This is a genomic window from Pseudorhodoplanes sp., from assembly GCF_035565855.1.
Lineage (GTDB): Bacteria > Pseudomonadota > Alphaproteobacteria > Rhizobiales > Xanthobacteraceae > Pseudorhodoplanes.
The window spans coordinates 1-7,224 of record NZ_DATMRX010000348.1 but is presented as its reverse complement, the minus strand read 5'-3'; the positions used below and the strand labels follow the sequence as shown (position 1 = coordinate 7,224).

The 7,224-nt window shown below is 64.6% G+C and carries 6 protein-coding genes; 5 read left to right on the top strand and 1 reads right to left on the bottom strand.

What is annotated here, in order from left to right:
- The first annotated feature begins 134 nt into the window (after positions 1-134).
- Genes VN004_RS20070 through VN004_RS20050 form a run of 5 tightly spaced genes read left to right on the top strand, consistent with a single transcriptional unit; the run spans position 135 to position 6,927 of the window.
- Positions 135-1,502: a dihydroorotase gene (locus VN004_RS20070; RefSeq protein ID WP_325613946.1), complete on the top strand. Its 1,368-nt coding sequence runs from the start codon at positions 135-137 to the stop codon at positions 1,500-1,502.
- On the top strand, positions 1,502-2,773 hold the full coding sequence (locus VN004_RS20065; protein ID WP_325613945.1) for a Zn-dependent hydrolase: 1,272 nt from the start codon (positions 1,502-1,504) through the stop codon (positions 2,771-2,773). The genes VN004_RS20070 and VN004_RS20065 overlap by 1 nt, the downstream gene beginning before the upstream one ends.
- A 13-nt stretch (positions 2,774-2,786) precedes the next feature.
- Positions 2,787-3,899 carry a DUF917 domain-containing protein gene (locus tag VN004_RS20060; protein ID WP_325613943.1) on the top strand — a complete coding sequence of 371 codons (1,113 nt, stop codon included), beginning with the start codon at positions 2,787-2,789 and terminating at the stop codon, positions 3,897-3,899.
- The gene (locus tag VN004_RS20055) at positions 3,896-5,545 is read left to right on the top strand and encodes a urocanate hydratase (RefSeq protein WP_325613941.1); all 1,650 of its coding nucleotides are present in this window, start codon (positions 3,896-3,898) and stop codon (positions 5,543-5,545) included. Before VN004_RS20060 ends, VN004_RS20055 begins: the two co-directional genes overlap by 4 nt.
- Positions 5,546-5,559: 14 nt before the next feature.
- A complete protein-coding gene (locus tag VN004_RS20050) occupies positions 5,560-6,927 on the top strand; it encodes a UbiD family decarboxylase (RefSeq protein WP_325613938.1) in 1,368 nt (455 codons plus the stop codon).
- 6 nt (positions 6,928-6,933) lie between these two features.
- Here the strand turns inward: VN004_RS20050 and VN004_RS20045 are convergent.
- A partial coding sequence (locus VN004_RS20045; RefSeq protein ID WP_325613935.1) for a LysR substrate-binding domain-containing protein occupies positions 6,934-7,224 on the bottom strand: 291 nt, incomplete at its 5' end.

Below are 7,224 nucleotides of genomic sequence, written 5' to 3'. Positions count from 1 at the left end.
TTTGCGACGGCCAGGGCGTCCGACAAGAGTGAGCCTTGACCGCCAAATTCGGACAATTCTATCGGCACATTCCGGAAAATGCATTTCAGGATTACCGCCGGCATCCCGAAGCTTGCTTCCGGGAGCGTTGTATCATGACGGATTTCGATCTCGTGCTCACCGGACGGGTCGTATTGACCGATGCGGTGATCGAGAACGGCTATGTTGCGGTCCGCAGTGGTTTGATCGAGCGCGTCGGAACGGGGACGCCGCCGTCAGCCGCCGAGCGGCACGATTTCGGCCAGGCCTATATCCTGCCCGGAGCGATCGACGCGCAGGTGCACTCCCGCTCGCAGAAGGGCCAGGAAGACTTCGTGTGGTCGACGCGCGCAGCCGCCGCGGGCGGCGTGACCACCATCGTCGACATGCCCTATGACGATGGCGTGCTGATCTGCACGGCGGAGCGGCTCGCGCAAAAGGCAGAAGACGCCGCCGCCCAGGCCCGCGTCGATTTCGCGCTCTACGCCACCATCGACCCGAAGTCCGGCCCCGCCGAGATTCCGTCGCTGGCAGCAGCCGGCGCCGCCGGCTTCAAGTTCTCCACCTTCGAGACGCATCCCGAGCGCTTCCCGCGCATCCCGACGCCTCTCCTCCATGACTGCTTCGCCGCCGTCGCCCGAGAAGGATTGATCGCCGGCGTCCATAACGAGAATGACGAGTGCGTGCGTGCGATGAGCAAAGCCGTTGCGGAGTCCGGTCTCACCGATTACCGCGCGCATAATCTCTCCCGCCCGGCTTTCACGGAAGCGGTTGCGACCGCGGAGGTCTATGAGCTTGCCGCCGCGACCGGCTGCTCCGGCCATATCGTGCATTGCTCGATCGGGCGCGGTTACGACATGTGCGCGGCCTATCGCGCGCAGGGCTTCGACACGACGATCGAGGCCTGCATCCACTACCTCATCCTGAGCGAAGAGGATGTCGCGCGCCTAGGCGGCAAGGCCAAAATCAATCCGCCGGTGCGCGGGCGCGCCGAGCGCGAAAAACTCTGGCATCATCTCGCAGCCGGCAACGTCACCGTGGTATCGACCGATCACGTCAGCTGGTCGGAAAACCGCAAGACCGACCCCGACATGCTGAAGAATGCATCGGGCGTTCCCGGCCTCGAAGTACTGTATGCGCTTCTGCTGAAGGGCCTGCTCGATCGCAATCTCAGTCCGAGCTGGGCCGCGCGTCTTCTGGCGGCCAATCCCGCGCGCCTGTTCCGGGTCGGGTACCGCAAGGGCGCGCTCGAGCTTGGCCGTGACGCCGACATTGTTGTCATGGCGCACAAGCCCGGCCCTTACGACGCTGCCGCCAGCGGGCACAATGTCGTACATTGGAGTCCCTATCAGGGCATTGACTTGACGTTCCGCCCCGCCGCCACTTTCCTGCGCGGCAAAATGGTCTTCGATGGCAATGACGTTGCGGCACCGGGCAGCGGGCAATTCGTGAGACCCGCGCGGGCCGCTCGCGGCGGGGCGTGATGGCAGGCAACCTACCAATCGACGGACGGCGGCTGTGGGACGACCTCATGCAGCTTGCCGGGATCACCGATCCGGGCAAACCCTACACCCGGCGCTCGTTCTCGCCGCTGTTCGATGAAGGACGGGCTTGGCTGCGCAAACGGTTCGAAGCGGCAGGGCTCGAAACGGGGATCGATTCCGGCGGCAATCTCATCGGCCGCCGCGCCGGCAGCGATCCCAAGGCCGGCACCATCCTGATCGGCTCGCATTCCGATACGGTGCCGTCCGGCGGCCGCTTCGACGGGACCGCGGGCGTGCTGGCCGCGCTCGAAATCGCGCGCTCGCTTGCGGACAAGGGCATCACGCTCCGCCACGCCATTGAGGTGGTCGACTTTCTCGCCGAAGAGCCGAGCGAATTTGGGCTGTCCTGCATCGGCAGCCGCGGCATGGCCGGTGTCCTGGACAACAGGATGCTCGCTTACACCGATCCTTCGGGCGAAGTGCTGTCGCATGCCATTGACCGGGTCGGCGGCAATGTCGCAACCCTGCCGGCGGCAAAACGCAGCGACATCGCCGCATTCTTCGAGCTTCATATCGAACAGGGCCTCGTGCTTCAGGAAGGCAAGATCGATGTCGGGATCGTGACCGCCATCGTCGGCATCACGCGCGTCGAGATCGTGTTCAAGGGATCGGCCGATCATGCCGGCACGACGCCGATGCATTTGCGGCGCGATGCCTTCACCCCGGCGGCGAAGACCGCGGTGTTCGTCGATCGTATCGCCCGCGAGCTTGTCGGGCGGAACGCCGGGCTGTTCGTTGCAACGATCGGGATCGTGTCGGTTGCGCCCGGTGCGTCGAACGTGGTGCCAGAGGAGGCGCGCATCGTGATCGATGCGCGGTCGGAAAACCGCGCGCTGATGGAGGAATTCCTCGCGGCGCTTGACGCGGAGACTGCGGCATTCGCAGCGCAGAGCCGGGTCGAACGCGCAGTGCTGATGCGCCTGTCCGATACCGATCCCACGGCCTGCGATCCGCGTCTGCGTGCGCTCCTGCGCGAGAGCGCGGACGCGCTAGGCTTTTCGAGCACGGACATTGCGTCGGGGGCGGGCCATGATGCGGCTTTCGTCGCGCGCATCGCGCCATCGGCCATGCTCTTTATTCCTTGCCGCGACGGCAAGAGCCACGCCCCGGAGGAATGGGCCGAGCCCGAGGCTCTCGCCGCCGGCACAGCCGTCATTGCCGAGACGGTGCTGCGCTTCGACCGCATGCAGGCGGCGCCGCAGGGCGCATAAGAAAGAGATCACGATGGGACGCATACTGGTTGAGAAGGACATCGAAGCGGCAATCAAGGGCGGTGCCGTGTTCGCCTGCGGCGGGGGCGGCTGGGCCGATCACGGCCGCATGCTGGGCACCGCGGCGGTCAATGCCGGCCAGCCGGAACTCGTCTCGATCGACGAACTTGACCCTGACGATTTCGTCGCCACCGCCGCCGCGATCGGCGCGCCGGCGTCGACCACGCCGTGGCAGATGCTGGGCGTGGACTATGTCAATGCCGTGCGCCTCGTGGAGAACGAGCTTGGCGCGCCGATTGCCGGACTCATCATCGGGCAGAACGGCAAGTCTTCGACGCTGAACGCCTGGCTTCCGTCGGCAATTCTCGGCACCAAGGTGGTGGATGCGGTTGGCGATCTGCGCGCACATCCGACCGGCGACATGGGCTCGATCGGGCTCGCCAATTCGCCGGAGCCGATGATTCAATCCGCGGTCGGCGGCAATCGCGCCAACAATGCGTATATTGAACTCGTGGTGCGGGGCGCGACGGCGAAGATTTCGCCGATCCTGCGCACCGCTGCCGATATGTCCGGTGGCTTCATCGCGTCCTGCCGCAATCCGGTGCCGGCGTCATACGTCAAGAAGCATGCTGCGCTCGGTGGCATCACCATGGCGCTCGACCTGGGCGCCGCCATCATCAAGGCGGAGGCGAAGGGCGGCACAGCCATCATCGACGCGGTGTGCAAGCAGACCCGCGGCGAGATCATCGGCAGCGGCCGGGTGACGAAGAAGGCGGTGACATACACCAAAGAGGCGTTCGATGTCGGCACGCTGACGCTCGGCAAGGGTTCCTCGAGCCTCATCCTGCACGTGATGAACGAATATATGGCGGTCGACGATGCGGGCGGAAAGCGGATTGCCACCTATCCCGACGTGATCACGACGTTCAGCCCGGATGGCGTTCCGATGAGCGTCGGCGAAATCCACGAAGAACAGGAGCTGATTGTCCTGCGCGTCGCCAAGAACCACATCCCGCTGTCGTCGAGCGTCACCGATCCGAGCGTATATCCGATTTGCGAGAAGGCGCTCGGCATCCCGATTGCCGATTATGCGCTCGGCAAGAAAGTAAAGAAGAGCAAGGCATGAAGCGCGATTTCTCGGTCACTGCCGGACGCAACCTGCGCTGCAAGGGTTGGCGTCAGGAGGGATTGCTGCGGCTTCTGGAAAATGTGCTCGCGGTCGGCGAAGACCCGGACAACCTCGTGGTCTATGCGGCCCTCGGCCGCGCCGCGCGCGACTGGCCCTCGCACGATAAGATCGTCGAGACGCTGCGGACCATGGACGAGGAGGATACGCTGGTCGTGCAGTCCGGCAAGCCGATCGGGCTGATCCGAACCCATGCCGATGCGCCGATCGTGATCATGGCCAATTGCAACATGGTCGGCCAATGGGCGAAGGCCGAGAATTTCTACGCCTGGGAGAAGAAGGGCCTGATCTGCTGGGGCGGTCTCACCGCCGGCGACTGGCAATATATCGGCTCGCAGGGCGTCATTCAGGGCACCTATGAAATCTTCATGCGAATCGCCGAGCGTCACTTCGGCGGCGATCTCAAGGGCCGCTTCATCCTGACCGCCGGACTCGGCGGCATGGGCGGCGCACAGCCGCTGGCCGGCCGCATGGCCGAGGCTGCGATCCTGTGCCTCGATGTGGACGACAAGCGGATCGCGCGGCGGCTGGAGATCGGCTATCTCGACCAGCGCGCCAATACGCTCGACGAAGCGCTGGCGATGATCGACAAGGCCCGCGCCGGGAAGACGCCGATCTCGGTCGGCCTCCTCGGCAATGCCGCGACGCTCTATCCCGAGATCCTGTCGCGGGGCATCGTGCCCGACATCGTCACCGACCAGACCTCAGCGCACGACCTCGTCTATGGCTATGTCCCCGACAGCATGACGCTGGAGGAGGCGCGGAGCCTGCGCAAGACCGACCCGAAGCGGCTGATGGAGGAATCGACGCGCTCGATCACCAAGCACGTCTCCGCCATGCTCGGCTTCCAGAAGGCGGGGGCGGTGGTGTTCGACAACGGCAACCTGATCAGGACGCAGGCCAGGAACGGCGGCGTCAAGGACGCCTTTGACATTCCGATTTTCACCGAGGCTTTTCTGCGCCCCTTATTCGCGCGTGCGATCGGACCGTTCCGGTGGATCTCGCTCGCGAATTCGACCGCGGACATTGCGAAGATCGACGCCTTCGCGCTGGAGCGCTTCGCCGACAACAAGATCGTGTCGAACTGGATCAGGCTCGCCAGCAAGCAGGTGCCGTTCGAGGGTCTGCCGGCGCGCATCGCCTGGCTCGGACATGGCGACCGCACCGCGCTGGCGCTTGCAGTCAACACGATGGTGCGGGAGGGTGTGCTGGACGGACCGGTGGCGTTCACGCGCGACCATCTCGATGCCGGTGCAATGGCTCATCCCAATATCATGACCGAGAATTTAAAGGACGGCTCCGACGCCATCGCCGACTGGCCGTTGCTCAATGCCATGGCGCATTGCTCGTCCAAGGCCGATCTCGTCGCGATCCATTCCGGCGGCGGCGGCTATTCGGGCTATATGACCAGCGCGGGCGTCACCCTGATCGCCGATGGAACGAGCGCCGCGGCCGAGCGGTTGAAACTGTCGCTCGACAATGACACCGCGCTCGGGATCATGCGCTACGCCGATGCGGGCTACGATGAAGCCTATGACGAAGCCGCGGCGAAGAATGTGCGGCACTTTCGTCTGGCCTCGGCATGACGGGCGTGCGCACAATGCCGTCGCAGGCGCTTCGCGATTATCTTTCGGTGCTTGAAGACGAGGGCGGGCTGCATCGCGTCCGGCGCAGCGTCGATCCGCACTATGAGATCGCGGCGGTGCTGATGGAGCGCATGAAGGCCGAGGCTCAGTTGTTCGAGGCGGTGAGCGGGCACACGATTCCGGTCGTCGGCAATGTGTTCAATTCGCGCGAGCGGCTGGCGCGTGCGCTCGGCGTCGACCGCAAGGAGTTGCACACATTCATCCTGGACGCATTGAGAAAGCCGATCGCGCCGGTGCTGCTGCAGCAAGGCCCGGCGCCGGTGCAGGAGGTCGTCCACGACGGTCCGATCGATCTTGGAAGGCTGCTGCCGGTGCCAACCTGGTTCGAGCGCGAAAGCGGCGCCTACATCACGGCTGGTGTGATCGTTGCGAAGGACCCTGAAACCGGAAGGCGCAACGTGTCGATTGCGCGGCTGCGGCTCGACGGCGGCGGCAAGGTGATGGCCGGGATCGCCAAAAACCATCACCTCAATATTCTCGCGGAGAAGGCGAGCGCGATGGGGCGTCCGCTGCCGATCGCGGTCGCCATCGGCAATTGCGCGCAGGTTCTGCTCGGCTCGCAGATGTATCTCGGGCTCGGGGAGGATGAATATGACGTGGTCGGCGGCCTCCTCGGCGAGCCGCTGCGGCTGGTCCGGTGCCGGACCGTCGATCTGGAGGTGCCGGCCGAGGCCGAGATCGTGCTCGAAGGCGAGCTTCGCGCCGAGGAGCTAGTTCCGGAGGGCCCGGTGTCCGAGTTTCACGGTTTCTACGTGGATTACGGACCCGGAATCGGCGGCACGATCCGCTGCGTCACCCACCGGCGGGACCCTATCTTCCAGGCCGTCCTCCCCGCCTTCACGCCCGAACATTGCCTGTTGGGCGGGGTCGCAATCGAAGCCGTGACCTGCCAGGCGCTGCAGCGTGTCATCCCTTCGGTTCGCCGCGTGCTCGTCACCGACGGCGGCATGGGGCGGCTGCATGCGATCATCAGCATGCACCGGCCGCGAGCCGGTGAGGGCAAGCGCGCCATCCTTTTGGCGATGGGGCAGATCAATTTGTTCAAGCTGGTGATCGTGGTCGAAGACGATATCGACATCGAGGATCCGCGCTCGGTCGAGTGGTCGCTTGCCGCGCGCTTCCGCGGCCACGAGGACCTGATGGTCCTGCCGGGAGTCAAGGCCGACCGCTGCGACCCGGTCCACGAGAATCTTCTGGTGACAAAGATCGGCATGGTCGCCGCGACGCGCCCGGGCGATGGCGGACTCAATTCGCGCTCTGAATTTTCATTGCCGCCACGTGATGTGATCGAGCGCGTTCGTAGTGCTATCGACGATTATTGACTCTTGTTATCGATCCTTGCCGTACTCCGCGAGCTGGCGCTTGAACAAGCGCACGAAGCTTCGCTCGATCTCGGTCAGCGAGCGCTCGGCTGAGAAGATGATCGACAGCTTGCGCCAGACTTCCGGCTCCACCAGTTTGAAGAATTCCAATTCCCCGTTGGAGACGGCCTTTCGCACGGTCGCATAAGGCATGACCGTTGCGAACCGGCCCCCGTCGATCATGGCCATCGCCATGATAAGAGAATTGACTTCGGCCTCTATGCGAAGGTGAATGCCGGCCTTGTCGGCCGCTTCGTC